Source organism: Sphaerisporangium sp. NPDC049457 (assembly GCF_055586705.1).
Map to the genome: position 1 here is coordinate 272,940 of NZ_JBVJHR010000004.1, position 25,312 is coordinate 298,251.

General features: G+C 71.1%; 27 protein-coding genes, 2 tRNA genes and 1 other RNA gene. 18 read left to right on the forward strand and 12 right to left on the reverse strand.

Going from position 1 to position 25,312, the window contains the following annotated elements:
* Positions 1 to 239: 239 nt before the first annotated feature.
* Together ACZ6QO_RS08810 and ffs are read right to left on the reverse strand one after the other, a co-directional pair.
* Complete coding sequence (locus ACZ6QO_RS08810; protein ID WP_465849024.1) at positions 240 to 2,522, reverse strand: DNA polymerase III subunit gamma and tau; 2,283 nt, start codon at positions 2,520 to 2,522, stop codon at positions 240 to 242.
* A gap of 106 nt (positions 2,523 to 2,628) precedes the next feature.
* An RNA gene (gene ffs, locus ACZ6QO_RS08815) (signal recognition particle sRNA small type) lies at positions 2,629 to 2,724 on the reverse strand.
* A 115-nt stretch (positions 2,725 to 2,839) separates the two neighbouring features.
* On the opposite strand from ffs, the gene ACZ6QO_RS08820 reads away from it, so the two are divergent.
* Positions 2,840 to 2,925 (forward strand) — tRNA-Ser (locus ACZ6QO_RS08820).
* Positions 2,926 to 2,981: 56 nt separating this feature from the next.
* Here ACZ6QO_RS08820 and ACZ6QO_RS08825 read toward each other — a convergent pair.
* On the reverse strand, positions 2,982 to 3,881 hold the full coding sequence (locus ACZ6QO_RS08825) for a helix-turn-helix domain-containing protein (RefSeq protein ID WP_465849025.1): 900 nt from the start codon (positions 3,879 to 3,881) through the stop codon (positions 2,982 to 2,984).
* A gap of 279 nt (positions 3,882 to 4,160) precedes the next feature.
* On the opposite strand from ACZ6QO_RS08825, the gene ACZ6QO_RS08830 reads away from it, so the two are divergent.
* On the forward strand, positions 4,161 to 4,355 hold the full coding sequence (locus ACZ6QO_RS08830) for a hypothetical protein (protein WP_465849027.1): 195 nt from the start codon (positions 4,161 to 4,163) through the stop codon (positions 4,353 to 4,355).
* On the opposite strand, the gene ACZ6QO_RS08835 is transcribed toward ACZ6QO_RS08830, so the two are convergent.
* The gene (locus tag ACZ6QO_RS08835; protein ID WP_465849029.1) at positions 4,345 to 4,716 is read right to left on the reverse strand and encodes a hypothetical protein; all 372 of its coding nucleotides are present in this window, start codon (positions 4,714 to 4,716) and stop codon (positions 4,345 to 4,347) included. The genes ACZ6QO_RS08830 and ACZ6QO_RS08835 overlap by 11 nt on opposite strands.
* A 268-nt stretch (positions 4,717 to 4,984) precedes the next feature.
* Between ACZ6QO_RS08835 and ypfJ the strand changes: the two genes are divergently transcribed.
* The 4 genes from ypfJ to ACZ6QO_RS08855 all read left to right on the forward strand — a co-directional run bounded on the left by ypfJ (position 4,985) and on the right by ACZ6QO_RS08855 (position 8,193).
* Complete coding sequence (gene ypfJ / locus ACZ6QO_RS08840) at positions 4,985 to 5,866, forward strand: KPN_02809 family neutral zinc metallopeptidase (RefSeq protein WP_465849030.1); 882 nt, start codon at positions 4,985 to 4,987, stop codon at positions 5,864 to 5,866.
* Positions 5,867 to 5,935: 69 nt separating this feature from the next.
* Positions 5,936 to 6,253: a type II toxin-antitoxin system VapB family antitoxin gene (locus ACZ6QO_RS08845; protein ID WP_465849032.1), complete on the forward strand. Its 318-nt coding sequence runs from the start codon at positions 5,936 to 5,938 to the stop codon at positions 6,251 to 6,253.
* Positions 6,254 to 6,444: 191 nt separating this feature from the next.
* Complete coding sequence (locus ACZ6QO_RS08850) at positions 6,445 to 7,422, forward strand: hypothetical protein (protein WP_465849034.1); 978 nt, start codon at positions 6,445 to 6,447, stop codon at positions 7,420 to 7,422.
* A 249-nt stretch (positions 7,423 to 7,671) separates the two neighbouring features.
* A complete protein-coding gene (locus ACZ6QO_RS08855; protein WP_465849035.1) occupies positions 7,672 to 8,193 on the forward strand; it encodes a GNAT family N-acetyltransferase in 522 nt (173 codons plus the stop codon).
* Positions 8,194 to 8,306: 113 nt separating this feature from the next.
* On the opposite strand, the gene ACZ6QO_RS08860 is transcribed toward ACZ6QO_RS08855, so the two are convergent.
* The 4 genes from ACZ6QO_RS08860 to ACZ6QO_RS08875 all read right to left on the reverse strand — a co-directional run bounded on the left by ACZ6QO_RS08860 (position 8,307) and on the right by ACZ6QO_RS08875 (position 10,014).
* Positions 8,307 to 8,396, reverse strand: a tRNA-Ser gene (locus ACZ6QO_RS08860).
* A 71-nt stretch (positions 8,397 to 8,467) separates the two neighbouring features.
* Entirely contained in the window at positions 8,468 to 8,902 is a 435-nt protein-coding gene (tadA, locus tag ACZ6QO_RS08865; protein ID WP_465849182.1) for a tRNA adenosine(34) deaminase TadA, read from the reverse strand.
* 114 nt (positions 8,903 to 9,016) lie between these two features.
* Positions 9,017 to 9,508, reverse strand: coding sequence for a tRNA adenosine deaminase-associated protein (locus ACZ6QO_RS08870; protein WP_465849037.1), 492 nt, complete (start codon positions 9,506 to 9,508; stop codon positions 9,017 to 9,019).
* A gap of 17 nt (positions 9,509 to 9,525) precedes the next feature.
* Positions 9,526 to 10,014 (reverse strand): tRNA adenosine deaminase-associated protein, encoded by a 489-nt coding sequence (locus ACZ6QO_RS08875; RefSeq protein WP_354851704.1) that lies wholly within the window; start codon positions 10,012 to 10,014, stop codon positions 9,526 to 9,528.
* A gap of 178 nt (positions 10,015 to 10,192) precedes the next feature.
* Between ACZ6QO_RS08875 and upp the strand changes: the two genes are divergently transcribed.
* The 6 genes from upp to ACZ6QO_RS08905 all read left to right on the forward strand — a co-directional run bounded on the left by upp (position 10,193) and on the right by ACZ6QO_RS08905 (position 14,236).
* On the forward strand, positions 10,193 to 10,831 hold the full coding sequence (gene upp, locus ACZ6QO_RS08880; protein WP_465849038.1) for a uracil phosphoribosyltransferase: 639 nt from the start codon (positions 10,193 to 10,195) through the stop codon (positions 10,829 to 10,831).
* A gap of 132 nt (positions 10,832 to 10,963) precedes the next feature.
* Complete coding sequence (locus ACZ6QO_RS08885; protein ID WP_465849040.1) at positions 10,964 to 11,182, forward strand: three-helix bundle dimerization domain-containing protein; 219 nt, start codon at positions 10,964 to 10,966, stop codon at positions 11,180 to 11,182.
* 115 nt (positions 11,183 to 11,297) lie between these two features.
* Positions 11,298 to 11,456: a hypothetical protein gene (locus ACZ6QO_RS08890; RefSeq protein ID WP_354851688.1), complete on the forward strand. Its 159-nt coding sequence runs from the start codon at positions 11,298 to 11,300 to the stop codon at positions 11,454 to 11,456.
* A complete protein-coding gene (locus ACZ6QO_RS08895; RefSeq protein WP_248964684.1) occupies positions 11,453 to 11,980 on the forward strand; it encodes a PH domain-containing protein in 528 nt (175 codons plus the stop codon). Before ACZ6QO_RS08890 ends, ACZ6QO_RS08895 begins: the two co-directional genes overlap by 4 nt.
* Positions 11,981 to 12,113: 133 nt before the next feature.
* Complete coding sequence (locus tag ACZ6QO_RS08900; RefSeq protein ID WP_465849183.1) at positions 12,114 to 13,445, forward strand: helix-turn-helix domain-containing protein; 1,332 nt, start codon at positions 12,114 to 12,116, stop codon at positions 13,443 to 13,445.
* A 101-nt stretch (positions 13,446 to 13,546) separates the two neighbouring features.
* Entirely contained in the window at positions 13,547 to 14,236 is a 690-nt protein-coding gene (locus ACZ6QO_RS08905; protein WP_465849043.1) for a FadR/GntR family transcriptional regulator, read from the forward strand.
* A 64-nt stretch (positions 14,237 to 14,300) separates the two neighbouring features.
* Here ACZ6QO_RS08905 and dnaN read toward each other — a convergent pair whose 3' ends face one another.
* The 3 genes from dnaN to ACZ6QO_RS08920 form a co-directional block, all read right to left on the reverse strand.
* The gene (gene dnaN, locus ACZ6QO_RS08910; protein ID WP_465849044.1) at positions 14,301 to 15,395 is read right to left on the reverse strand and encodes a DNA polymerase III subunit beta; all 1,095 of its coding nucleotides are present in this window, start codon (positions 15,393 to 15,395) and stop codon (positions 14,301 to 14,303) included.
* Between the two features lie 111 nt (positions 15,396 to 15,506).
* Positions 15,507 to 16,160, reverse strand: a complete 654-nt coding sequence (locus ACZ6QO_RS08915; RefSeq protein ID WP_465849046.1) for a LuxR C-terminal-related transcriptional regulator — start codon at positions 16,158 to 16,160, stop codon at positions 15,507 to 15,509.
* Positions 16,157 to 17,656, reverse strand: coding sequence for a sensor histidine kinase (locus tag ACZ6QO_RS08920; protein ID WP_465849047.1), 1,500 nt, complete (start codon positions 17,654 to 17,656; stop codon positions 16,157 to 16,159). The genes ACZ6QO_RS08915 and ACZ6QO_RS08920 overlap by 4 nt, the downstream gene beginning before the upstream one ends.
* Positions 17,657 to 17,790: 134 nt before the next feature.
* Between ACZ6QO_RS08920 and ACZ6QO_RS08925 the strand changes: the two genes are divergently transcribed.
* From ACZ6QO_RS08925 to ACZ6QO_RS08945, 5 genes are all read left to right on the forward strand, one after another.
* Positions 17,791 to 18,702: an ABC transporter ATP-binding protein gene (locus tag ACZ6QO_RS08925; protein WP_465849048.1), complete on the forward strand. Its 912-nt coding sequence runs from the start codon at positions 17,791 to 17,793 to the stop codon at positions 18,700 to 18,702.
* Between the two features lie 66 nt (positions 18,703 to 18,768).
* The gene (locus ACZ6QO_RS08930) at positions 18,769 to 19,560 is read left to right on the forward strand and encodes an ABC transporter permease (protein ID WP_465849049.1); all 792 of its coding nucleotides are present in this window, start codon (positions 18,769 to 18,771) and stop codon (positions 19,558 to 19,560) included.
* Positions 19,561 to 19,645: 85 nt separating this feature from the next.
* Complete coding sequence (locus ACZ6QO_RS08935) at positions 19,646 to 20,227, forward strand: TetR/AcrR family transcriptional regulator (RefSeq protein ID WP_465849050.1); 582 nt, start codon at positions 19,646 to 19,648, stop codon at positions 20,225 to 20,227.
* A gap of 151 nt (positions 20,228 to 20,378) precedes the next feature.
* Positions 20,379 to 21,131, forward strand: coding sequence for an SDR family NAD(P)-dependent oxidoreductase (locus tag ACZ6QO_RS08940; RefSeq protein WP_465849052.1), 753 nt, complete (start codon positions 20,379 to 20,381; stop codon positions 21,129 to 21,131).
* Positions 21,132 to 21,208: 77 nt separating this feature from the next.
* Entirely contained in the window at positions 21,209 to 22,042 is an 834-nt protein-coding gene (locus tag ACZ6QO_RS08945; RefSeq protein WP_465849054.1) for a helix-turn-helix domain-containing protein, read from the forward strand.
* 58 nt (positions 22,043 to 22,100) lie between these two features.
* On the opposite strand, the gene dnaB is transcribed toward ACZ6QO_RS08945, so the two are convergent.
* Positions 22,101 to 23,456 (reverse strand): replicative DNA helicase, encoded by a 1,356-nt coding sequence (gene dnaB, locus ACZ6QO_RS08950; RefSeq protein ID WP_465849056.1) that lies wholly within the window; start codon positions 23,454 to 23,456, stop codon positions 22,101 to 22,103.
* Positions 23,457 to 23,757: 301 nt separating this feature from the next.
* Here dnaB and ACZ6QO_RS08955 point away from each other — a divergent pair, with 301 nt between their 5' ends.
* A complete protein-coding gene (locus ACZ6QO_RS08955) occupies positions 23,758 to 25,068 on the forward strand; it encodes an MATE family efflux transporter (protein ID WP_465849058.1) in 1,311 nt (436 codons plus the stop codon).
* Positions 25,069 to 25,312: the final 244 nt, after the last annotated feature.

Below are 25,312 nucleotides of genomic sequence, written 5' to 3' on the forward strand. Positions count from 1 at the left end.
GACCGGTGTTGGCGAGCGGGCGGCGGTCACGGGACACGGCGCCGCAGGTGCCCGCCCCGGTTGGCGGCCACATCTCGCGGGCCGGCACGGCCGTCCCGCAAGGTGCCGACGCGGTCGTCCCACCGCGCCCCCGGACCCGGCGCGGCCCCCGCCCGTGCGCGACTCCAGCGTCCCAGAACCGGCACGGGGACGGTGTCAAGGAGGAGCACGCATCACGTCAAGACCATATGAGGACGCCGCTATGTGTGGTCGATCTCGCCGATGACCTTGCCGCCCAGTTCGCGCTCGACGAGGGCCATGCCGGTCAGCGCGTCGGTGTCGGCGTCGGCGTCGTTGTCAGGATCGACCTCGTCGGCCTCGACGGGCGTCGGGCCGGAACGGCGCGGGACGGCGTCCGGCCAGCCCGCCGCGCCCGCCTGCCTCGGCCCCGACTGGGCCGCCGCCTGAGCGGCCGAGCGGGCCGCGGCGAGCCCCGGACGGGCCCCGCCGAACCCCGGGCTAGGCGCGTGCCCCTCGTCGTCCGGCGGCGGCGCGTCCGGCCACGGCTCGTCCGACGGGGACGCGGCCGGGGCGGGCCGCTGCGCGGGCGCCTGCCGCCGCCCCTGAAGGGAGGTGACGGACGCGCCCGTGGCCTCCGGCGGCGCGGGAACCTGCGCGGCGGGCGGGCTTTCCTGGCGCGGGGACGGCGCCGGCCTGGCGGCCGCCGGAGCCTGCCGCGCGGGCGCCGAGGGCGCGGCGCCGCCCGGCGCGTTGCCGACCACCGCCTCGACGCGCCAGTTGCCGCCCATGACCTCCGCGATGGCCGCCGCGACGACGGTGTCCTTACCCCCGTTGACGAAGTTGCGCATGGCGCCGACCTGGCTGAAGCCGAGCGTGACGATGTTGTCCTCGACGCCGATGAGCTGGGAGTTGGTGTTGACGTTCGCCCAGACGGCGGGCGAGCGCCGCTTGAGCACGTCAAGGATCTGCGGCCAGGTGTGCTGGAAGGCGCCGGACGCCGCCTGGACCACCGGCCCCGCGGCGGAGGCATCCTGCCCGCGCGGCGACGCCTGCGGCGCGGCGGCGTCCTGCTGCCCATGGGTGGCGCCCTGCTGGGCGCCGGCCCTCGCCGGGGCGGGCCAGTCGTCCGAAGACTGACGCGCGGCGGGCGGGCGGGCCTCGGCCGGCTGCGCCGTCTGACCGGAGGCGGCGTTCGCGGCCTGCCCCGGTGCGGCGTGCGGCGAAGCCACCGCGGCGACGTGCTGGGACTGGCCCGGCTGCGGGTAGTGCCGCTCACCGGCCGGATGCGGCTCGGACGGCGCGGCGGCCCGCGTGCCGGTGCTGGCGGAGGCGGCGCCGGGCACCGGTACGGCGGCGGCCGCCACGACGCCGCCGCGTTCGAGTCGCTCAAGACGGGCGAGCAGCGCGCCCTCGCCCTGGCCGGCGGCGGGCAGCAGCACGCGCGCGCACATCAGTTCGAGCAGCAGCCGGGGAGAGGCCGCGCCGCGCATCTCGGTCAGCCCCGCGTTGAACACCTCGGCCGCGCGGGTCAGCTCGGCGGGCCCCATGGAGGCGGCCTGCTCGGCGAGCCGCTCAAGCTCGTCGGCCGGCCGGTCGAGCAGCCCGTTGCCCGCGGCCTCGGGCACGTTGGCGAGGATCACCAGGTCGCGGAAGCGCTCAAGGAGGTCCATGGCGAACCGGCGCGGGTCGTGGCCGCCCTCGGCCACGCGGTTGACCGCCTGGAAGACCGCGGCGCCGTCGCGCCGGGCGAACGCGGCGACGATCTCGTCCAGCAGCCCGCCGTCGGTGTACCCCAGCAGGGACACCGCGCGCGCGTAAGTGATGCCGGCCTCGTCGGCTCCGGACAGCAGCTGGTCCAGGATGGACAGCGAGTCGCGGGCCGAGCCGGCGCCCGCGCGCACGACCAGCGGCAGCGCGGCCGGCTCGTACGGCACCGACTCGGAGGTGAGGATCTCCTCCAGCAGCTGCCGCAGCGTGGCCGGTGGCATCAGCCGGAACGGGTAGTGGTGGGTGCGCGACTTGATGGTCCCGATGACCTTCTCGGGCTCGGTGGTCGCGAAGACGAACTTCAGGTGTGGCGGGGGCTCCTCGACGAGCTTGAGCAGCGCGTTGAACCCCTCACGGGTCACCATGTGCGCCTCGTCGATGATGTAGATCTTGAAGCGCGCGGAGACCGGGGCGAAGAAGGCGCGCTCGCGAAGGTCGCGGGCGTCGTCCACGCCTCCGTGGGACGCGGCGTCGATCTCGATGACGTCGAGGTGGCCGGGGCCGGTGGGGGCGAGCGCCACGCACGACTCGCACTCGCCGCAGGGATCGGGCGTCGGGCCCTTCTCGCAGTTGAGCGAGCGGGCGAGGATGCGCGCGCTGGAGGTCTTGCCGCACCCGCGCGGCCCGCTGAACAGATAGGCGTGGTTGACGCGGCCGGTGCTGAGCGCCTGGCGCAGCGGCTCGGTGACGTGCTCCTGACCCTTGACTTCGGCGAACGTCCCAGGCCGGTATTTGCGGTAGAGAGCGAGACTCATGCCGTCTCCTCGCCTAGGGGGTCGGAGTAAGTGGTCACCAGAGCGACTTGAGGGTCATGTGTGCCGATCATCGCGATCATCTGACGACACCGCCTCGAGGCTCCAGCGAAGAGACCCCTCGCACACCCGACAGAGCCCGCTTATCCTTGCTGCCTTCCGGCCCTGGGGAGGTTCACAGGATGACGCCGTGCGAGGGGTCCGGTGACAGTCTAGCCGTGCGCGGCAGTGCTCGGGGCGGCCACGGCGCGAAGACCGAGACCGATTCGTCGTCGTCTCGATGGTCTCGGCGCCCTCCGGAGTCCGGTAAGCTTCTCGGCGGAGGATTCGCCTAGTTGGCCTAGGGCGCACGCTTGGAAAGCGTGTTGGGGGCAACCCCTCAGGAGTTCGAATCTCCTATCCTCCGCGCTTGGTTGAGCAGCAAGAAGGGCCCGGTCCATCCAGCCGGGCCCTTCGTGTTTCTCAGATCCGGTCGCGGATGGCGGCGAGGATGCGCGGAGTGTCGGGCGCCGGCGCGGCGAGGATGCTGAGCCTGTCCAGGACGGCGGCGTACTCGTCGACCTCGGCGCGCTTGTCCAGGTACATGGCGCTGGTGAGCTGTTCGAGGTAGACGATGTCGGGCAGGGTGGGCTCGGCGAAGCGCAGGATGCTGAACGGGCCGCACATCGCGGCGTGCCCGCCGACCTCGAACGGCAGCACCTGCAGGGTGACGTTCGGCATGGCGGCCGCCTCGATCAGGTGGTCGAGCTGGGCGCGGTGCACCGACGGGCCCCCGAGAGGCCGGTGCAGTACGGCCTCGTCCACGACGCACCACAGCCGCGGCCCGTCCTGCCCGGCGAGGATGCGCTGGCGGCCCATGAGCAGGCCGACGCGGCGGTTCACCTCCGAGAGCGACGCCTCGTCATAGCGGCCCACGACGAACGCGCGGGCGTAGTCCTCGGTCTGCAGCAGCGCGGGAATGAGCTGGACGTCGTAGCTGCGGATGATGGTGGCGGCCTCCTCCAGTCCGATGTACGCCTCCGACCAGCTCGGCAGGACGTCGCCGTACCGGTGCCACCAGCCGTTGGCGCTGGCCCGCGTGGCCAGGGTGAGCAGCGCCTGCCGTTCGGCCTCGTCGGTGACGCCGTACAGGGTGAGCAGGTCGGACACGTCGCGGGTCTTGAACGGGCTGCGCCCGAGCTCCAGCCGTCCGATCTTGGAAGCGCTCGCGCGGATGGCGTACCCGGCCTCGTCCCGGGTGATGCGCCGGGTTTCGCGCAGGTCGCGCAGCCGGCTGCCGAGCATCATGCGCAGGACGGTCGGGCCGGCGCCGGGGAGCACCGCGCCGGTCGATGTACCGCTTAGCACGTGTTCCCCGGTCATCGAGCGCTCCCTGGTCGACTGGACGGCGCGGCGGAGCCGCCGTTCTCAGCGGCACATCGTACGCCTTTCAAGTATGTGACGATGCAAATGCACGTGCATATGGAGAATTATCTTCTCGTGCAAGTGCACTTGCACAGGGCGATCAGTTAGAGCAGGATAGCCGCGCGTAAGGCTCTAACCGCGATGAGCGGCAGAAAAAGCGAACGGCCCCCTGTGGTCTAGACAGGGAGCCGCTCTAGTCCATCCCCGCACTCCAACCGCACGAGAAGGACATCGCCGATGAGGATACCTTGGCGGCAGCCTGCCCAGAACAGCCCCTTTCCCAAGCAGCCGGCCCGGCTGCCGCAACGCTGGGTGCTCATCTTGGGGCTCGCCGGCAGCGTCACCACGAACATGACCGCGGCGATGGGCCCGGCCGTCGGGCTGCCCGCCGGGCTCGCGGCCGTCGGGCTGCTTCACTCGATCATGGACTGAGCGAGGACGCCGGGGCACGCCCGCCGCCGGCGTGCCCGCAGGCGGGATGCAGGCCCAGGCCGGCTCCGGCGCCGGCCGAGAAGGCGAGCACCAGGCCCGCGACGATCGGCCCGTGGGAGACGGCCCACGCACGCAGCCAGGCGCTGACCGGCATGATCGGCAGACTGCGGACGAAGTAGGCGGGGGGCGGCACGACATCGGCGGCCCGACGCGGCGCGTCGCCGTCATGGGCGAGGTCATCGGCATGCGCGACGTCATAGGGGTAAGGCGCGTCGCCGGAGGCCGGGCGCCGGTCGTGGACGCGACGAGGGGGCGGCACCTCGTCGCGGGAGGGAGGCGGCGTCTCGTTCCTGGCACTCAAGGTGACCTCCGTATCACCCGCGGTGATCTTCGATCGTCACCGTAGCCCGCCCCCGGCCGCCGGCCCCGCAGCCGTCGCCCTGGCGCGGCCGATCACGGCCGCGCGTTGGCCCTCAACGGCCACGACCTTGGCGAAAGGCCCCTTTGTGCGACGCCTGCGCCGCCCTGGGCATGACTCCGGCTTGATGTCATCCCGCGACAACGCATGATCGTTCTTCTGCGGGGCACTAGGCAGACGACACCTGAGGACCGAGAAAAGGAACGGGCCGATGGATTTCCGGGACGATGTCGACCTTGACGCTTCTCAGGTCGAGAACCGAGGTGGCGGAGGCGGACTCCGAGGCGGCGGGCTCGCCATCGGAGGAGGCGCGGCGGGCATCATCGCCCTCATCGCCGCACTCATATTCGGGATCAACCCCGGTGACATCACCGGGGGCGGTGGCGGCGACACGACGGGCGTCCAGCCGACCTCCGATCTCTCCCAGGAGTGCAAGAAGGGCTCCGACGCCGACCAGTCCGAGAACTGCCGGGTGGTGGGCGTGGTGAACAGCATCCAGGCGTACTGGAAGGACGCCTTCGGCAAGAGCGGTGACGGCGCGTACTCGCCGGCCAAGACCGTGCTGTTCTCCCAGGCGGTGGACACCGGGTGCGGGCAGGCCACCTCGCAGGTCGGGCCGTTCTACTGCCCGAGCGACAAGCACGTCTACCTCGACCTCAGCTTCTTCGACGAACTGCAGAGCAAGTTCGGCGCCAAGGGCGGCCCGTTCGCGCAGGCGTACGTCATCGCCCACGAGTACGGCCACCACGTCCAGGACCTGCTGGGCACCATGGACCGCATCAGCGGCAACAGCCAGGGCGCCGACAGCGACTCGGTACGACTGGAGCTCCAGGCCGACTGCTACGGCGGCGTGTGGGCCAAGAACGCCGTGGACACCGGCTTCTACGACAAGCCCTTCACCCAGACCGACATCCAGGAGGCGCTCGACGCCGCGGCGGCCGTCGGCGACGACCGCATCCAGGAGAAGGCGCAGGGCCGCGTGGACCCGGAGGCCTTCACCCACGGCACGGCCGAGCAGCGGACCAAGTGGTTCAGCACCGGCTACACCTCGGGCGATCCCGCCAAGTGCGACACCTTCTCGGGCGGCATCTGAGCTGGTCGGCACTTCACTCCACAGTCGCTGAAGCAGGGGAAACCGGAAAACTCTCTTAAACTGCGTAGGGTGATCTTCAAGTCAGTCGGTGATGGCCGCCCGTACCCCGAGCATGGCCTGTCGCATCGCGAATGGGCACAGATTCCGCCCCGGCAGGTCAGGCTCGACTCCTTGGTCACCACGAAAGCGGTGCTCGACCTGCACTCTCTGCTCGCCAAGGACTCGACGTTCTACGGTGACCTGTTCCCGCACGTGGTGCAGTGGCGCGGCGAGCTGTACCTGGAGGACGGCCTGCACCGCGCCCTGCGCGCGGCCCTGCACCAGCGCTCGGTCCTGCACGCGCGCGTGCTGGAGCTGGACGACTCCGGCGGCTCTTCGGCGCAGTGACGGCCGGACGAGGAGGCGCGGGCGAGATCGAAATGAGGTGAACAGCGCGGATCACGAGGCCGGCCACCGGCCTCGTAGGTAAAACAGTTCCCGTACCGGCTCCGCGCCGCAGGCCGGTTACCTAGGCTTCGACCGTCGCAGGGGCGACACGGCTCACGCCGCTGGAACGCGAACGCCGGGCGGTCATCCAAATGCCAGACGTCACACAGCTCGTGGCACAGATCCGTGAAGAGCTCGCGGCGGAGTTCCGCGAACGCGTTCGCGAGCGTCTCACCGAGCAGCCCACCGAGTGGCTGGTCGAGCAGCTGATGGCCCTGGTCCTCCCCAGCGCCGACGTGACGCGCCTGGTCCCGCGGCAGGCGCCATGGAGCACGGGCCCCGGTGACGGCGAGAACAGCGGGCACGACGGCCAGAGCGGGAACGGCGGCCACAGCGACCACGGTGGCCAGGCAGGGTACGACGGCCAGAGCGGGCAGAGCGGGCACGCCGCGCATGCGAGCGGCGAGACGGGCCGGGACGCCGGCCGGCCCCCGGGGCAGGCGCACGAACCCCCGGCCCACCGCGGCGGGCAAGATTCAGGCACCGGGGAGTACGACGACGAGGACGCCGAGGATCGCGCGGCGCGGGCGTCACGCGTCCGGCTGCTCGGCCTCGACGACGCCTCCCTCCCCGGTCACATCGAGCGATATCGCGCGCTGGCGAGGGAGCAGCTGGAGAACGAGGGCTACCTCCTCGATCCGCCGCACAAGGGCGGCCCGCTCATCTCCCCCGCGCACCGCTCGCCGCGAGGTGAGGCGCTGTTGCTCGAAGCCAAGGACCTTCTGTACGCGCTGCTGTTCGGCGGCCCCGAGGAGGGCGTCCGCCTCGGCCGCGTGCAGCGCGAGCTGCTCACGCTCACGATGCCGCGTGCGAAGGCGTCCGCCGTGACCTCGCTCCTGCGCACGGCCACGGAGATCGGCGCCGAGGGCGCCCGCCACGACCCGCGACGCGCCGCGGACGACGACCGCGCCGCCGACCTCGTGCTCCAGGTGGAGTACGGAGAGGTCGCGGGCGAACTGGTCGGCAACGCCATCGCGGCGAGCCTCCGTCTGATCAACAACCTCGAGATCAACGAACAGGCCCTCTACGGCCGCATGGAGAACGTCGAAGAGAGCACTCTGGACCCCTGACGCCCGCCAGAACCCACACCTCCGCACCCCTTGGGGTCCGCCGCCCGGACGTTGCGGCGTCGCTGACGCGCAGCCGAACCCAGCGCGGAGGCGAGCCCAGCGCGGAGGCGAGCCCGTACGCGGAAGCGGAAGCGAACCGGCGTGAAGGCGAACCCGGACACGGAACGGGCGGGGAAGCGGGCGGCCTGCCGGTGGCCGGGCCCGGTAATCGCGTTGACACTCCCGCGGCCGCGCGGCCAGCCTGAGTGGATGCTGATAAGACGCGAGATCGCCGCGGACATCCCGGCCATCCGTGAGATCCACAACGCCGCCTTCGCCAAGCCCGAAGCGCCCGGCGAGCCGACGGTGGAGGCCGTCCTGGTGGACGCCCTGCGGGCCTGTGACGCCTGGCTGCCGCCGCTCTCGCTGGTCGCCACCGCACCGGACGGCGAGGTCGTGGGGCACGTCGTCTGCACCCGGGCCTCGGTGGAGTCGGCTCCCGCGCTCGGGCTCGGGCCGCTCGGAGTGCTCCCGGCCCACCAGCGCCGGGGCGTCGGCCACGCGCTCATGCACGCCGTGCTCGGAGCGGCGGACGCGCTCGGCGAACCGCTGGTCGTGCTGCTCGGCCACCGCGACTACTACCCGCGGTTCGGTTTCCGGCCGGCCGCCGAACTGGGCATCGTCCCGCCGGTCCCGGCGTGGGGCGCCCACTTCCAGGCGCGCGCCCTGACCGCGTACTCGCCGGCGACGCGCGGCGCGTTCGCGTACGCCAAGCCCTTCGACGACCTGTAGCCGCCCGACCCGCCGCTCTGACCGGCCGCGGACTCCAGCGGGCGAGCACACCAGCGGGCAAGCGGGCAAGCAGAAGGGCCCGCGGCCGGTCGCCCGGCGCGGGCCCTTCGTGGTGGCGGTGGAGGTGGGATTTGAACCCACGGATAGGTTGCCCCATCACACGCTTTCGAGGCGTGCGCCCTCGGCCACTAGGCGACTCCACCGCCGAGCAGCCTACCGGATCCGCGGCCCTCTTCGCTCGCGCACACCGTCCGATAGGCCCCAAATGCCCTTTTCATTGGCGGCGCTCGGCAAAGAAGTCCCGCAACACGGCCGCGCAGTCGCCGGCCAGGACTCCGAGGATGACCTCCGGACGGTGGTTCAGCCGCCGGTCGCGCACCACGTCCCAAAGCGAGCCGGCCGCGCCGGCCTTCTCGTCGGCGGCCCCGAAGACGATCGTGTCCACCCGCGCGAGCACCGCGGCACCCGCGCACATCGTGCACGGTTCGAGGGTCACCACCAGCGTGCAGCCGGTCAGCCGCCACTCGCCGCGCGCGCGGGCCGCCGCGCGCAGGGCGAGCACCTCGGCATGGGCCGTCGGGTCGGCGCTCGCCTCGCGGTCGTTGCCCGCGGCCGCCAGCACCTCGCCGCCGGGCCCCAGGACGACCGCCCCCACCGGCACCTCGCCGCGCCCGCCGGCCAGCACGGCCTGTTCGAGCGCGAGCCGCATCGGCGCCTCGAACGCGGCGGACGCCGGCTCGCTCACGGGCGCGACCTCGCGAGCGACCTCGCGAGCGACCCCACGGGCGGCGCCACGCCGGACGACGCCGCGCCGGGCGGGGCGTCAGTGCAGCCGGTCGAGTTCATCGGCGAAGGAGAGCTTCTCGGCGATGACCGAGAGGGTGTCGGCGGGGAGCACCCCCTCCTCCATGCTGAGCTCCAGCATCTCCTCGGCGCTGACCCCGAGGTCGCTCAGCAGCTCGAAGTCGCCGGCCGGGCGGACGCCGAGATCGGCCTCCTTGTCGGGCACCACGACGCCGGCCAGCTCGTTGAACAGCTCACCCAGGCCGTCACGGGCCGCCGCGTGGGCGTCCGAGAGGAACGCGCGAGGCTCGGCGTCGTCGTCGTAGCGAACGATCGCGAACCACTCGTCCTCCACCTCGACGCACAGCAGGGCGAGCTCCTCGCCGTTCAGGCCCAGGGCCTCCGAGACGGCGTCTCCGAGGTCGTCGGCGATTTCGGCGTTGGTCAGATCGACCTCGGCACCGCTCCACCCGTCGGGCGTGCGGACGAAGGCCGCGGCGAACAGAGCGCTGTGTGTTGGTCTCGAGGGCATGATCGGGGCTCCCGAGGTCAGCCGATGGCTGAGTCGACGGCACGTTCAAACGGCTGGGAGAACCCCAGCCGCGCGGCGATGCTGGAAAGCACCTCGTCGGGCAGCAGTTCGAGGTCACCGGAGAGGGCGCCCAGCTCCATCTCGTCGAGGCCCAGGTCGGCGAAGATCGACAGATCTCCGGCCGGGAGGACCATGTCGAGTTCCTCCTCCTCCGGCACGGGGACGTCGAGGTACTCCAGCACCTGCTGGGCGAGCGGCCAGTCCCACGACGCGGTGATGTCGGACAGGAAGACGTCGACGCGCTCGCCGAACACCCTCAATGCCACGAAGAAGTCATCCCCAACGGCGACCAGGCCAATCGTGGCACCCATGCTCGGCTGCTGACGGAGGGCATGGATCAGCCCGTGGAGGTCCGCGGTGAGACCCACGGGCAACATCTCGGCTTCCCAGCGGTCGTCCTCGCGGTAGACCACGATGGCGAAGTCAAGAGCATCTACGTCTGTCATCTTCACCCCACCGACGCGGTTCTTACAGTTGGTAATGCTCCCAGAATCACCGGGGTCCCGTAGGCCGCTCAGGCAAATTGTGATCAAAAACGGCGGCCCACGGCCGACTTGAGGTGTGATGGGCGTTACCAGGCTGCTCGTACCCTTCACTCGGTCGCAGGAGATAGCGTTGGCAGCCATGAAGACCCTCGTCGTTGACCATCCGCTGGTCGCTCACAAGCTGACCACCCTCAGGGACGTGCGCACCGACTCTCCGACGTTCCGCCGGCTGGCCGACGAGCTGGTCACGCTGCTGGCGTACGAGGCCACGCGCGACGTACGGGTCATCGACGCGACGGTCTCCACCCCCGTGGCCCCCGCGCACGGCGTGCGGCTGGCCCGCCCCGCGCCCCTGGTCGTGCCGATCTTGCGGGCCGGCCTCGGCATGCTCGACGGCATGACCCGCCTGCTGCCCACGGCCGAGGTGGGCTTCCTCGGCATGATCCGCGACGAGGGCACCCTCAAGGCGCAGACCTACGCCACCCGCCTGCCCGAGGACCTTTCGGGCCGCCAGTGCTTCGTGCTGGACCCCATGCTCGCCACCGGCGGCACGCTCGCCGCGGCCATCGAGCTGCTGTTCGAGCGCGGCGCCGAGGACGTCACCGCCATCTGCCTGCTCGCCGCGCCCGAGGGCCTGACGTACCTGGAGCAGGTCTTCGCCGACTCGGGCAACCCCGTGCGGGTCGTGACCGCCGCCCTGGACGAGCGGCTGAACGAGCACGGCTATATCGTCCCCGGCTTGGGCGACGCGGGAGACCGCCTCTACGGCGTCGTCTGATTCTTTTTCCTTCCTCTTCCCCAGGTTGACGCACCCTTCGTTACATACTGTGTTTCACAGGGTACACAGAGTGATGACATAGTCACTGTGTTCCGGCCCCCGCGGGGCCGTGGACGCACACCTGGGAGAGCGATGGACCACCTGCCGGATTTTGACGCCTACACACAGGTCGAGACCGCGCTGAAGGTCGAGTTCGCCGGGGTCCATCCCGCCGCGACGGTGACCCGCTGCATAGAGGCGGCGCACCACGGCGCGATGGAGGTCACTGGTTACGCGTACCCGAGCCTCGTCGAGCGGATCGCGCGCAAGCACCTTCAGGTGCTGGCCACGGTCGTCGGCGAGCAAGGGTGACGCAGGTCACATCCAGACCCCTAAAGACTGTGGGGTCAGGATGCCTTTACCGAGCGAATGAGCTGGGTAATGTATACGGTGGGTGCAGTGGGTGAGTTGGTTAACGGAGGCGGCAGTGCAGGTCAAGAAGGTTCTAACGTACGCAGCCATCGCGTTTGTGGCTTTCTACCTGTTCACCAGACCGGCTGACGCGGCGAGCGCGGTCAGAGGAGCAATGGACACTGTGGTGAACGCCGCGGATTCGCTGGCGCTATTCGTCGCGAAGCTGACATGAGACTTGTGACCCACGGGGACTCTGCTCCGTCGTCGGTCAATCGTTACCTTCTGCCCCACGAACACCAGGTCATCATGGTGCGGCGCCACCCGGCCGTGCTGCTGCGGCCGGTCGCCGAGGTCTTCGGCGGCCTGGTCCTGGCGGGGCTGCTGAGCAAGTGGCTCGGAGAGAACCAAGGGTCCCAGGCCCTCGTGATCGTGTGGTGGGCCTGGCTTCTCTTACTCATCCGCTTCGTGTGGAAAGTGGCCGAGTGGTCCGTCGACTACTTCGTGGTGACGTCCAAACGCATGCTCCTTACCACTGGTTTGATCACTCGCCGAGTGGCGATGATGCCGCTCGGCAAGGTGACCGACATGAGCTTCCAGCGCTCATTGCTCGGCCGCATGCTCGGCTACGGCGAGTTCGTCCTGGAGTCCGCCGGTCAGGACCAGGCGCTCTCGACGGTCCCCTTCATTCCGTATCCGGAGACCTTGTACCTCGAGGTTTGCCAGATGCTCTTTCCCAGTTCTGACGACGACGATTAGTCCGGGTTCGTCCTGAATCCCGAGGGGTGAGACAGTCTTGCCCCTCGGGATTCTTGACGTGGGTATACCCGATTCGGCTGCTTCGTGCCATCATGGCGAGACCATTGACCATAACATCGCCTTAAGAGATCACATGCCGAGTCAGGGAACCATTGGTGATCGCGTCCGCGGGCTGCGTCTGAGCAGGCGCATGTCTCAGGCCCAGCTGGCTGGACCCGACCTCTCCGACAGTTATGTCTCACTCATCGAGTCCGGTAAGCGTACGCCGACGCCGGTGGTCGCCCGCCTTCTCGCGGAGCGCCTCGGATGCACCACCGAGTTCCTGCTCCACGGGATCGAGCCGCGCCAGCGCATCGACACCGAGCTCGGCCTGCGCCACGCCGAGCTGGAGCTGTACCACGGGGACGCGGCCCTGGCCGCCGACCGCTTCGGCGACATCGTCAAGGCCGCCGGCGAAGAGAACGCTCTCTTGGCCGCCCATGCCCGTCTGGGGCGGGCGCGTGCGCTGGAGGCACAGGGCAAGGTGGGCCGCGCGGTCGAGGCGTACGAGCGGCTGCGCCGCGAGGCCGCCGCGCACCCGGAGCGGCTGGCCGACATGCCGCTCACCGTGGCGCTGTGCCGGTGCTACCACAAGGCCGGCGACGTGATGCGTGCCCGCGATCTCGGCGCCAAGGCGCTGGAGCAGGTTACGCAACTGTCACTGTTCCACGGTGAGGTCGCGGTGGACCTCGCCGCGGCGCTCGCCGACCTCGAGATCGGCCTGCCCTACGTCGAGCACGTGCTCGAGGTCACGGGCGTGCCGGTGCCGTCCGACCGTACGACCGAGATCCTCTCGCTCTGGCAGGCCAGCGTGTCGGCGGCCGAGGGTGAGGATTCGGCGCTCGCGGTGCAGTTCGCCGACGACGCCCTGTCGGCCGGCCGGCCCGCGCGCATCGCGGTGCAGATGGCGAAGATCGCCATGCGCTGGGCCGAGATCGCCGCCGCACGGTCCGGCGGGGACGATTCCGACGCGCTGGTCTCCCGCGCCTCGGAGGTCTTCTCCGTGCTGCCGGCCGAGTCCGCGGAGTACGCGCACAGCCTCATCGTGCTCGCCCGGGTGCACCTGCGGTCCGGGGACACCGGCGACGCCGACGACCTCGCGTCCAAGGCGCTGGACCTGCTGGCCGACGAACCGCGCACCATCAGGGCTTCGGCCCATCTCGTGCGCGCCGGGGGCGCTTTGGCACGGTCCGATGCCACGGTCACGGCTCACCTGCAGCGTGCCGAGGAGGTCCTGGCGGCGATGCCGTCGTCGGGCGCGATCCGCGACAGGGAAGCCGCCGAGGTGTGGCGCGAGTTGGGCGACCTGTGGGGCAAGGCCGGTGACCGTGGCCGGCAGACGCGCGCGTATCGTAGGGCACTCGAAGCGGTCGGGGTCAGGTCGACCGTCGCCGGTGCCGTCACAGCAACGGTTTTCGCGCGGTAGACCTCCCTCCAGGGCCCCGGATTTGGCTCGGGGCCCTGGAATAAATAAGGTCGACCAATCATTGACTCGTAGGATGATTGGTTACCCGGAGGAGGCAGACTGTGAGTCTGCGTACGGCGCAGCGGGCTTCCCTCGTCGACCAGGTGATCGAGCAGCTCAAAGAGCAGATCACCTCTGGGTCCTGGCGTCTGCACGCCAAGATCCCTACGGAGACCGTCCTCGCTGAGCAGCTCGGCGTCGGCCGCAACACCGTCCGTGAGGCGGTGCGCGCGCTCACTCATGCGGGCCTGCTCGAATGCCGGCAGGGTGACGGCACCTACGTCCGCGCCACCAGCGAGCTCTCGGGCGCCATGGCGCGGCGCCTGCGGGCCGCCGAGCACCTGGAGATCCTCGAGGTGCGGCGCGCGCTGGAGGTCGAGGCCGCGCGGCTCGCGGCCGTCCGCCGCACCGAAGGTGACATCGAGCTGATCGAGGCTGCCCTGCTCAGGCGCGAGGAGGCATGGGCCGAGGGCGAGGTCAACTCCTTCGTGGAGGCCGACCTTGCCTTCCACGTCGCGGTGGTCGAGGCCACGCACAACCGGGTGCTGATCGAGCTGTACAAGGACTTCTCGGCGGCGCTGCGCGCCAGCATCGCCGCCGCGGGCGCGCCATTGCAGAACGGCCACATCCCGCACGACGCCATCGCCAGGGCCATCGCCTCCGGTGACGCGGCCGCCGCCGAGCGCGCCGGGCACGCCTGCATGGAGCACATCGCGATCGCGCTCACCGAGACGCCCGAGCTGGTCGACTGACGCGCGGCTCCTCCCCTCGAAGGCCGCCGACCGGGCGGTTCAGGGCATGCGCTGACCGGGTGGTTCAGGGCATGCGCAGAGACATCACCAGATAGCGGAACGCCGGGTCGTCGTCCTCGTCGGTGATCAGAGCGGGCCGGGTGGGCGAGGCCATGTGGATGCTCGCCTTCTCGGTCTGTACCCCGGCCAGGCCGTCCAGCAGGTAGTGCGGCTGGAAGGCGATCTGGATGTCGTCGCCTTCCAGGTCGGCGGCGACCGCCTCGGCGCCCCGGCCGATGTCGCCGCCGCCGGCCTGCACCAGCACCTGCCCCTGCGTGAACGACAGCCGGATGGCGGTGTGGCGTTCGGCGACCAGGGCGACGCGCTTGACGGCTTCGACGAACGGCGCCACCGTGACGTCGGCGCGGATCGCCCAGGTGTCGGTGAGCCGCGCCCGGTAGTCGATGAACTGCTCGTCCAGCAGGCGCACGGTGGTGGTGCGGCCTGCGCACTCGAAGCCGGCCACCCCGTCGCCGAGGCCGATCGACACCTCGCCGGCGCGCAGAGCACGGCCCACCTCGACCATGACCTTCGCGGGCACCATGACCGCGGCCTGCCCGTCGGGACGCTCGGGGTTCCACAGGAAGTCACGTACCGCGATGCGGTAGCGGTCGGTGGCCGCCATGGAGACCTGGGCGCCGTCGATGTCGACGCGGATGCCGGTGAGCATGGGCAGGGTGTTGTCGCGGCTGGCGGCGGCCGCCACCTGCGTGACGGCGGAGGCGAAAACGCCGCCGCCCACCGCGCCGGCCTTGGGCGGCATGGCGGGCAGCGTCGGAAAGTCCTCCACCGGCATGGTCAGCAGGCCGAACTCGGCGCCGCCACAGGTCAGCACCGCCTCGGCGCCGGAGGTGACGATCTGCACGGGCTCGGGCGGCAGGCTGCGGGTGATCTCGGCGAGCACCCGGCCGGGGATCAGCACCCTGCCCGGCTCGGCGACGTCGGCGTCCACGACCGCGCGGGCGGAGACGTCGTAGTCGAACACCGACAGCATGAGGCTGTCGTCGAGCGCCTCCAGCAGGATGCCGGACAGCACGGGCATCGCGGGACGTCCCGGCAGCGTGCGGGCGCTCCATGCCACCGCGTCGGCGAGGACATCGCGGTTCACCTGGAACTTCACCCTGATCCATCCCCTTCGGTAACCTTTGTTCTCCAGAAGGTAGCGCCTGGGTCGGACATTTACCCGCGAAGCAAGCGGACCATCACCCACCTCGCCCCTACTTCGGGAGATTCAGCCCCTGGTGCCGTTGAGGTAGGCCAGGACGGCGAGGACGCGCCGGTTGTCGTCGTCGGACACGGCCAGGTCGAGCTTGGTGAAGATGCTCGCGGTGTGCTTGGCGACGGCGCTTTCGCTGAGGAACAGTCGCTGGGCGATGGCGGCGTTCGACCGTCCCTCGGCCATGAGCCCGAGCACCTCGCGCTCGCGCGGGCTGAGCCGTCCCAGCGGCTCGTGGCGGGCGTTGCTGGCCAGCAGTTTGGCGATCACGTCGGGATCCATCGCGGTGCCGCCGGCGGCCACCCGCCGCACCGCGTCGACGAACTGCGCGGCGTTGAAGACCCGGTCTTTGAGCAGGTAGCCCACCCCGCCGGTGCCGTCGGCGAGGAGCTCTCTGGCGTACAGCTGCTCGACGTGCTGGGACAGGACCAGCACGGGCAGGCCGGGGATCGACTGACGGGCCGCCAGCGCCGCCTGCAGCCCCTCGTCGGTGAAGGTCGGCGGCAGCCGCACGTCGACCACCGCGACCTCGGGGCGCTCGTCGAGCAGGGCCTTGAGCAGCTCGGGCCCCGACTCGACCGCCGCGACGATCTCGAACCCGTGGGCCTGCAGGAGGCGGACCAGGCCGTCGCGGAGAAGGTAGAGGTCTTCGGCCAGGACCACCCTCACGCGTTGACCCCGGACTCCGCCTGCTTGGCCTGGTGGGACAGGCCGTACGCGACGAGGAGCATGGCCGTGCCGACAGCGGTCATGCCGATGATGGTGGGCCACTGGAGCGCCTCGGGCAAGTAGAGCGCCAGGAACCAGCTCCGCTGGTCGGCATTGAAGATCTTGAAGCCGGCCGTGACCAGGCCCTGCGGGAACAGCGGCAACCAGCTCGTCCCCCAGCAGAAGACCATGAGTTTGTGCTTCCAGCCGGGCAGCCTGGCGTGGCACGCGGCGTATCCGGCGAACACGCGGGGGATGTCCACGCCCGCCTTGGTCGGCCCGCCGGGAGGGCTGTGCAGGGTGAGGGTGCCGCCGAAGGCGGCCACCCGCCGTTCGATGCCGCGCAGCCCGCTGCCACGCGACGGATCGGCCCCGCCCTGCCCGTCGTCGATGACGGTGATGCGCAGGGCGGGGCCGCGGCGGCTGATGTCCACCGCGACACGGCGGGCGCCGCCGTGCCTGCAGGCGTTGGTGAGCAGCTCGCTGACCACGAAGTACGCGGCCGACTCGACCGGAGCCTCCGGCCGGACGGCCAGTTCGACGTCGACCGAGACCTGCAGCGGGCTGTCGAGGGCCAGGGCTCGCACGGCGTCCTCCAGGCCGCGTTCGGCGAGCACGGGCGGGTGGATGCCCCGCACGAGCTGCCGCAACTCGACCAGCGACGCGGCCGACGCCTCGCGGACCTTGGCGATCAGCGCCTTGGCGGCCTCCGGGTCTGAGTCGATGAGCTCCTCGGCCGCGCCGAGGGTCATGCCCATGGCCACCAGACGGGCCTGCGCGCCGTCGTGCAGATCGCGCTCGATGCGCCGCAGCTCGGCGGCCTGGGTGTCGATCGCCTCGGTGTGCGCCTGCGTCAGCCGGCGCATGGCGTTGGTCAGGCGGGCGCGGTAGGTGGGGGCGAGCAGCCGGCGCGTCCACACGCCGTGCAGGCGGACCGCGCGCGGGGCCACCAGGAGCCCCGCGACCGCGAGCGCCACCCCGGCCGGCGCCGCAGCCAGGCCCTGCGCCGCCAGCGCCGCCCCGGCCGCCACCATGAGCGGCGGCACCAGGACCGGACCCCCGCCGAACAGCGGGTCGGCGATCAGCCAGGCGAGATCGCGCCAGGTGGCCGGGTCTGTCAACATCCAGTTCAGGGTGCGGTTGAAGTTCGGCACCAGGGACGTGCGGTAGAGGCTGCGGCCTTCGCGGTACCAGCCGTCGCGCTGCGGCACGGGCGGCGGCGGCGCCGCGCGGTAGGGCGGGACGATCTGCACCTCGGCCCAGGCGAGGGCGAGCCTGCGCGCCTGCGTGGCCCGGCGGCGGATCAGGCGGATGGTGGCCGGGAACAGGAAGACCATGCCGAGGCCGAAGCTCAGCACGAGCACCAGCAGCGCCAGCGCGCCGATCGCCGCGTTCACCGCGGCCAGCGCGAGCAGCGCCAGAGCGCGCCCGAAGCCGACCGCCGTCCTGAGAACCATGCCGCCCAGTCTGCGACATCCGGCGCTTAGCTCGTAGTGCCCATTGCACCCGTTCGAAGGTGTACTTAGGTACACCCCGGCCGGGGCCGCAGGCGCATTCCACCGACAAGCCCGGCGTTCTTACCGTCGGGTGCATGGAAATCATCGAGATCACCGACCTGCGCAAGGTGTACGGAGATCAGGTGGCGGTCGACGAGGTGTCGTTCGCCGTGCGCGAAGGCGAGCTTTTCGGCGTGGTGGGCCGCAACGGCGCCGGCAAGACCACGACAGTCGAGTGCGTGTGCGGCCTTCGCACTCCCGACGGCGGCGCCATCACCGTCACGGGGCTCGATCCGCGTGCGGACCGCGCGCTGCTGCGCCAGAGGGTCGGCGTGCAGCTCCAAGACTGCTCGCTGCCCGACAAGCTGCGGGTCGGTGAGGCTTTGGAGCTGTACGCGTCGTTCTACGACCGGCCGGCCGACTGGCGGGCGCTGCTGGAGGAGGTCGGGCTCGGTCCCAAGCGCGACACCGCGTTCGCCAAGCTGTCGGGCGGGCAGCGGCAACGGCTGTCGATCGCCCTGGCCCTGGTGGGCGCGCCCCGCGTGGCCATCCTGGACGAGCTGACCACCGGCCTCGACCCTCAGGCACGCCGGGAGACCTGGGAGCTCATCGAGCGGATCAAACGGCGCGGCGTCACGATCGTCCTGGTCACCCACTTCATGGAGGAGGCCGAGCGGCTCTGCGACCGCATCGCGGTGATCGACCGCGGCCGGGTGGCCGCGGTCGACACGCCCGCCGGCCTGATCGCCCGGGTGGACGGCGGTCAGCGTCTGCGCTTCCGCGGCGCGCCCGGCGCCGACCAGGTGCTCAAGGCGCTCCCCGAGGTGGCGACCCTCACCCGAGACGGCGACACGGTCACGGTGACCGGGGCGGACGGCGTCCTGCTGGCCGTGACGACGGCCCTCGCGGCCTGCCAGATCGTCCCTGCGGGCCTCCAGATGGAGCGCGCCACGCTGGACGACGCCTTCCTCGCCCTCACCGGCCGCCCGTCCGTCGACGCCTCCTGACCGGCGGCTCCGACCGACCGGGCGAGTGCCACCGACGCCGCCCCCCAAGCACACCCAGGAGACTCCATGACGACGACCGGCTCGCCCTCTCTTCACCCGGCCCGCCGGGGCCGCTCGGCGCTGCGCAAGGTGCTGCTCACCGAAGCCCGCCTCTATCTGCGCGAACCCCTCACGGCGTTCTTCACCATCGTCCTCCCGGTCGGCCTGCTGCTGATCCTGGGCAGCGCCATCCCCGCCTTCCGCGCGGCCGACCCCTCCTTGGGCGGCGAGCGGGTGGTCGACACCCACCTCCCGGCAATGATGATCATGCTGTCGGTCGCGACCTCCGCCTTCAGCGCCATCCCCACCGCGCTCGCCACCTATCGCGAGCGGGGCGTGCTGCGCAGGCTGTCCACCACTCCCGCCTCGCCGGCGTCGCTGCTCGGCGCCCAGCTGGTGCTGAACCTGGCCACCTCGGTGCTCGCCGCCTTCCTGACCCTCCTGCTCGGGCACCTCGTCCTCGGCACGCGCGTCCCGGCGGCTCTGCTGTGGTTCGCGCCATCCTTCGTCGTCGGGGTGTGCGCCATGTTCGCGCTCGGCCTGTCGGTCGCCGCCGTGGTGCCGAACGGCCGCGTCGCCGGAGGTGTCGGCTCGCTGGTGATGTTCCCGTTGCTGTTCCTCGGCGGCATGTGGCTTCCCCGCGAGCTGATGCCCGAGGTGCTGCGCCGGCTCAGCGATTTCACTCCGACGGGCGCGTTCGGCCAGGCGATGCGCGACACCTGGGCCGGCGCGGCCCCGCAGCCGCTCCACCTCGGCGTCCTGGTGGCATGGGGGCTGGCCGCAGGCGTGTTCGCGGCCCGGGTCTTCCGGTGGGAGTGAGGGCGGACCGAGCGTACGGTGACGGTCCGCGGGGGCGGCCGTCGCCGCTTTTATTAGACCGTTCATTCTTGATAAGGTCAGAGCCATGGCGCGTACGAAGGAGTTCGACCCCGAGAAGGCGCTCCAGGCCGCTCTGGAGCTGTTCTGGGAACGCGGCTACGAGGCGACCTCGATGGCCGATCTGGTCGACAGGCTCGGCGTCGCCCGCGCCAGCCTCTACTCCACCTTCGGCGGCAAGCACGAGCTGTACGTGCTCGCCCTGCGCCGCTACATCGAAAGCCGCCGGCCCTCGCCGCTGGAGATCCTCTCCCAGCCCGGCCCCGCGCTGCCGGCCGTGCGCGCCCTGGTCGAGTTCTACGCCTCCGACTCCGTGAACGACGTGCGGCGGCGCGGGTGCATGGCGGTCAACGCGGCGGGCGAGATGCTCCCGGGCGACGAGGAGGTCACCCGCATCCTGGACGCCAACTGGACGGCCATGGAGACCGCGATCGCCTCGGCTCTGACCCGCGCCCGCGCGCAGGGCGAACTGCCTGCCGACCGCGACCCGCTGGCGCTGGCCCGCTTTCTGCTGGTCTTCCTGCAGGGGCTGCGGCTGGTGAGCAAGGGCTCCCCCGACCATCGGCGGCTGCGCGACGCCGCGGCCCAGGCCCTTTCGGTGCTCGGCTGACCGTGCCCTCCGGGCGCGCGCCGCCTCCACACCGCCCGTGCCGGCCCGCGGCACGGCGATCGACCCGGCCACCAGGACCGACTCGGCAAGTTTCGAGAACGAACGATCCAATATCAGATACGACCAGAGCGGACATCCGCCAGGGGGCACGATGAGATTCGACGGCAAAGTGGTGCTGGTCACCGGGGCCGGTTCCGGCATCGGCCGGGCCGTCGCGCGCGGCTTCGCCCGCGAAGGCGCGGTGGTGTGCGTCGCGGGCCGCCGGCGCGAGCCCCTGGAGGAGACCGTGCGCCTCATCGAGGCCGACGGCGGCCTGGCCACCGTGCTGACCGCGGACGTGACCAGCTCCTCCGACATCGCCCGGCTCGTCACCGAGATCACCCGACGGCACGGAGGGCTGGACGTCGCGGTGAACAACGCCGGCGTGTTCACCATGGGCCGGGTCGCCGACATCGACGAGGACGACTGGGCGCGCACCATCGACGCCAACACCACCGGCGTCTTCCTGTCGATGAAGCACGAGATAGCCGCCATGCGCCGGCGCGGCACAGGGGTGATCGTCAACGTGTCGTCACAGATCGGCGCGCACAAGAGGGTCCCCGGCCTCGGCGCCTACGCCGCGTCCAAGGCCGCGGTCGCGGCGCTCACCCGCACGGCCGCCCTGGAGTACATCGGCGAGGGCATCCGCATCAACGCGGTGAGTCCCGGGCCGCACGACACCCCCATGTCCATGCGCCCCGGCGAGTCCGAGGAAGACCGTGCCGCCCGCATGAAGGCGCAGCTGCCCATCGGACGGGTCGGCACGCTCGCGGAGATCACCACCGCGGTGCTCTGGCTCGCCTCGGACGAGGCCGGCTTCGCCGTGGGACACGATCTCGTCGTGGACGGCGGCTCCACCGCCTGACGCGAGCCATCGGCGGAACGCCTGCCATTACCCGGGACGTAATCGCGGCGGCGCGGGGCCGCGCATAGCCTCGGGTCATGACGATGACGGCGCTCTCCCAGCGGCCGGTCGGCGAGCTGCTCCGCCAGTGGCGCGAGCGCCGCAGGCTCAGCCAGCTGGACCTCGCCATCCAGGCCGACATCTCCGCCCGGCATCTGAGCTTCCTGGAGACCGGGCGATCCAATCCGAGCCGCGAGATGGTGCTCAACCTGTCCGAGCATCTGGAGCTGTCGCTGCGCGAGCGCAACCGTCTGCTGCTGGCGGCCGGCTTCGCGCCCGTCTTCTCCGAGAGCACGCTGGACGCGCCGGGCATGCGGGCCGTGCGCCGGGCGATCAGGCAGGTCCTCACCGGGCACGAGCCCTACCCCGCGGTCGTGGTCGACGGGCGCTGGAACCTCGTGGACGGCAACACGAGCCTCGCGCTGTTCACCCGGCTGGTGTCACCGGAGCTGCTCTCTCCGCCCGCCAACGTGCTGCGAGCCAGCCTGCATCCCGACGGCCTGGCCCCGCACATCGTCAACCTCGGCGAGTGGCGGGCGCACCTGCTCGGCAGGCTCCGCCGCCAGATCTCGCTCACCGCCGACCCGCGATTGGAGGCCCTGGACCAGGAGCTGCGCTCCTATCCGTGTGACCAGCCCGAACCGGAGGTGGAGCTGCCCGGTCCCGGCGACATCGTCGTGCCGCTGCGCCTGCGCCACGAGGGCGGCGAGCTCGCGTTCTTCAGCACGATCGCGACCTTCGGCACTCCCCTCGACATCACGGTCGCCGAGCTGGCCATCGAGTCGTTCTACCCCGCCGACGAGCCCACGGCCGACGTCCTGCGCACGGTGGCCTCCCAGGCCGCCGGCTCATCGTCCGGCCCATCGTCGTGACGGACCGGCCCCGCGACCGCGAGAACGCGCCCGGTGACCCGCCCCTCGCGGAAAGGGTTCAGTGCGGGGCCATGTCGACGAAGCGGCTGTAGTGCCCCTGGAAGGCGACGGTCACCGTGGCGGTGGGGCCGTTACGGTGCTTGGCCACGATGAGGTCGGCCTCGCCGGCCCGCGGCGACTCGCGCTCGTAGGCGTCCTCCCGGTGCAAAAGGATCACGACGTCGGCGTCCTGCTCGATCGACCCGGATTCTCGCAAGTCGGACACCTGGGGGCGCTTGTCTGTGCGCTGTTCAGGACCGCGGTTGAGCTGGGAGATCGCGATGACCGGCACCTCGAGCTCCTTGGCCAGGAGCTTGAGCGCACGGGAGATTTCGGAGACCTCCTGCTGGCGGCTTTCGGTCTTCTTCGGCGAGCTCATCAGCTGGAGGTAGTCGACGATGACGAAGCGCAGGTCGTGACGCTGCTTGAGGCGACGGCACTTGGCGCGGATCTCCATCATCGACATGTTGGGCGAGTCGTCGATGAACAGCGGCGCCTCGGCGACCTCGCTCATGCGACGCGCCAGGCGCGTCCAGTCGTCGTCGTTCATGGTGCCGGAACGCATGGTGTGCAGGGCCACCCGCGCTTCGGCCGACAACAGGCGCATCGTGATCTCGTTGCGCGACATTTCCAGCGAGAACACCACGGTGGCCATATGGTGCTTGATCGCAGCAGATCTGGCGAAATCCAGCCCCAGGGTGGACTTGCCGATGGCAGGGCGGGCGGCCACGACGATCATCTGGCCGGGGTGGAGGCCGTTCATCAGGGCGTCGAGATCTTGGAAGCCGGTGGGCACGCCGACCATCTGGCCGCTGCGGCTGCCGATGGCCTCGATCTCGTCGAGCGCGCCCGGCATGATCTCGGACAGCGGGCGGTAGTCCTCGCTGGTGCGGCGCTCGGTGACCGCGTAGATCTCCGCCTGGGCCCGGTCGACCAGCTCGTCGACCTCCTCGTTCTGCCCGCCGTAGCCGTAGGAGACGATGCGGGTGCCCGCCTCGATGAGCCGGCGCAAGATGGCCTGCTCGCGCACGATCTTGGCGTAGTAGCCGGCGTTGGCGGCCGTGGGCACGATGGCGGTGAGCGTGTGCAGGTAGGTGCCGCCGCCCACCCGCGCCATCTCGCCGCGCCGGGACAGCTCGTTGAAGATGGTCACCGCGTCGGCCGGCTCGCCGCGCCCGTACAGGTCGAGGATGGCGTCGTAGATGACCTGGTGCGCGGGCCGGTAGAAGTCGTCGGAGCGCAGGACCTCCACCACGTCGGCGATGGCGTCCTTGGACAGCAGCATGCCGCCCAGCACCGACTGCTCGGCTTCGATGTTGCTGGGGGGCGTGCGCTCGAACGGTGCGTCGAAGGCCGGGACGATCTCACTGGTCAACTGGCGGCCCTCCCTGACTTCCGCGCCACCCCCGAAGTAGCCGGGCTGACAGTTTCGCCGGTTCTCGCCCCAGGGGCAACGCGTCCTGTCGACAAGGTTGTGGATAACGTGTGCAGTTCTCCGCCGGAGGTGTGGGCACACTGGGGACAACCTTGTGGATAACTGTTGGGGAAAACCACGGACCCCCTTCCGAACAGGGGAAACGGTATCCACGGGCTGTGGAGAAAAGAAAGTCCTCGCGACAGGCCGGTGACGGCGGGGCCGGTGCGGAGCATGCTGAGGTAAGGGGCAAGATAGACAAGTGGCTCTTACCCCCCGTGTCGGCAGCCGGGAGATCCTCAGGCTCGCCATCCCCGCCTTCGGCGCCCTGGTCGCGGAGCCGCTTTTCATCCTCGCCGACTACGCCATCGTCGGCCGTCTCGGCACGGCCTCGCTCGGCGCCCTCGGCATCGCGGGGACCGCCCTCACCACCTTGGTGAACGTCTGCGTCTTCCTGGCGTACGGCGCCACCGCCGCGGTGGCCAGGCAGGTCGGCGCGGGCAACTTCGTGCGGGCGGTCAAGCAGGGCATCGACGGGCTCTGGCTCGCCACGGCGATCGGGCTGGCGCTGATCGCCGTGTGCTGGCCGCTCACCCCGTGGATCGTCCAGTGGTTCGGCGCCACCGCCGAGGTGGCCGGGCCGGCGGTCACCTACCTGCGCATCAGCCTGTCCGGCGTCCCCGCCATGCTGATCATCCTGGCCGGCACGGGCGTGCTGCGCGGCCTGCAGGACACCGTCACCCCGCTGGCCGTCTCGGTCGGGTCGTTCGCGTTGAACGCGGTGCTGAACGCCGTGTTCGTGCTGGTGTTCCACTGGGGCATCGCGGGGTCGGCCTGGGGCACGGTCGTGGCCCAAGGGCTGGGCGCCCTCGTCTACCTGCTCGTCATCGCCCGTGCGGCCCGCCGGCATCGGGTCCCCGTACGGCCGGACCTGGCCGGCGTGCGGGCCTCCGGCGTGGCGGGCATCGCATTGATCATCCGGACGGTGTGCCTGCGGATCGTGCTGATCGCCGCGACGGCCGTGGCCACCCGCATGGGCGTCGCCCAGCTCGCGGCCCACGCGATCGCGACGCAGATCTGGTCGTTGCTCGCCTACGCCCTCGACGCGATCGCCATCGCCGCCCAGGCCATCGTCGGCCGCACGCTCGGCGCGGGGCAGAGCGCCCACACGCGGGCCGCCACGCGCACCATGGTGACCTGGGGCGTCGGCTACGGGGCCGTCCTCGGAGCCGTCATCATCGTGCTGCGGCCGGTCATCCCGCACCTGTTCGACGCCGACCCCGCCGTGAGCGCCGAGCTGGTCGCGGTCCTGTGGCCGGTCGCACTGCTCCAGCCGCTGGCCGGCGTGGTGTTCGTCCTGGACGGCGTGCTCATCGGGGCCGGCGACCGGCGATATCTCGCCTGGGCCTCGGCGATCACGACGGTCGTCTACCTGCCCGCCGCGTTCGCCGTCGTGCACCTGGGCGGCGGCCTGGTGGCCCTGTGGACGGCGTTCGGCCTGTGGATGGCGGCCCGTCTGCTCACCCTCGGGTCACGCGCGTACGGCCGCGCCTGGCTGGTCACCGGCGGCTGAGCGCCCGCCCGACGAGCTCGCGGGCGAGCGACCCGACGCCCACCGTGCCTCGACGCCCGCCGCCTCAGGAGGCCCACCGCCTCAGGACGTTCATCATGCGGAAACGCACAACGTGCGGAGACGATCAACGTGCGAAGACGCCGAAGGGCCCCTCTCCGTCAGGAGAGGGGCCCTCGCGGAACTCTGTCCACAGGCTGCCTTCCCCGCGGGCGGGGATGGCGGGCCGGCGGCGGCCGTAGCCGGC